2 protein-coding genes are annotated in these 1171 nt (G+C 53.7%); both read right to left on the reverse strand.

The window, feature by feature from the left end; all coding sequences use genetic code 11:
- A partial coding sequence (locus HAP95_RS05210) for a DNA glycosylase family protein (protein ID WP_215883257.1) occupies window positions 1-480 on the reverse strand: 480 nt, incomplete at its 3' end.
- A gap of 3 nt (window positions 481-483) precedes the next feature.
- Window positions 484-1050: a methylated-DNA--[protein]-cysteine S-methyltransferase gene (locus HAP95_RS05215; RefSeq protein WP_215883258.1), complete on the reverse strand. Its 567-nt coding sequence runs from the start codon at window positions 1048-1050 to the stop codon at window positions 484-486.
- Window positions 1051-1171: the final 121 nt, after the last annotated feature.

The raw sequence follows: 1171 nt of genomic DNA on the forward strand, positions 1-1171 counted from the left end.
GTGTTCCAGAAAGCGGTATTTGAGACGACGCGCGAAGGCAACATGAATCTGCTGACCGATAATGGCCCAGATGAGAGATTCGTAGGGGGATGCTATGCGTACAGGGCGCATGCCACGGAATTGCTCCTGAAGTTGACGTAGGGGAGCATCCCGTTTTCCGAGTTCGAGAAAACCACGCGGGTTTTGGTCAAGGTTCAGGGTATTCCTGGCCCAATGCAGCCCGGCATCGCGGATGGCCCGGGAAATTTTCCGGTCACTGTGCATTTCCACAAAAAGTGCCGGGTGCTCAACGTCTTCTGACTCGCTGCGCAAAACCAGGAGGACTGGCATTCCGTCCAGATACAGCATCCGCTGCAAACCAGTATGGGGATCCACGTTTTCGAGAACGGTGGAGGGAGAACTCCACAGATATTCCATCGCCCAGCGAAAGCTGTAGGGCGGATCCACGGGCAGCGGGATAGTGACGCGATTTCCTGTCATAGGTCAGCCACCTTGGCCTTCATGTAGTCTCCAGGTGCCGTCTTTCCCCTGTCCAACGGAAACGCCCTCATACGTCAGCAGTCTGACCTTCATGTTGTCGCCACCACCGGAATATTTCCCCAGGCGGCCATCTGCACGGATAACCCGATGACAGGGGATAACGAAAGGGAAAGGATTCCAGGCCAAGGCGTTCCCGACGGCTCGACTGGCGCGTGGGTGTTCCAATCTCTTCGCCAACCATCCGTAACTGCGCACTTCTCCTCTCGGAATTTCCTGCAACTTCTTTAAAACTTGCCGCTGGAATGGCGTATGGGACGGGAACCAAAGTGGACCGCGATAAGCCCTATCTCCCAGTATAGAAGTGAGTATGTTGGCGATCATCCGTGCGCTCATTGCATCGTTTCTGGCCGGAAATCGGCCATAGAGCCGATAGATATCCAGGCGTAATTTCAGCTCGTCGCCGGAGAGTAGACAAAGATATTTTTCGGCATATGCGACGTACAGTTTCCCGAAAGGGGTTTCCAGAACCGTGTGGTACAAACTCTTCGGTACTAATGTTTGGGTTTGCATGGAGATGCCTCGTCACCTGCGATGGGTGAATGGTATGCTAGCAGCCCGTCGGTTTTAACCTCAGGCTACTGCCAGATTTCGCCCCGATTTTTTTGAAATGGTTCATTTTGAGCCGATTTCG

Source organism: Acidithiobacillus sulfurivorans (assembly GCF_018853815.1).
Classification (GTDB): domain Bacteria; phylum Pseudomonadota; class Gammaproteobacteria; order Acidithiobacillales; family Acidithiobacillaceae; genus Acidithiobacillus; species Acidithiobacillus sulfurivorans.

Bases quoted from the DNA above. Each gene is read 5' to 3' on its own strand.
- HAP95_RS05215 (WP_215883258.1), bottom strand. From the start codon at position 1,050: ATGCAAACCCAAACATTAGTACCGAAGAGTTTGTACCACACGGTTCTG.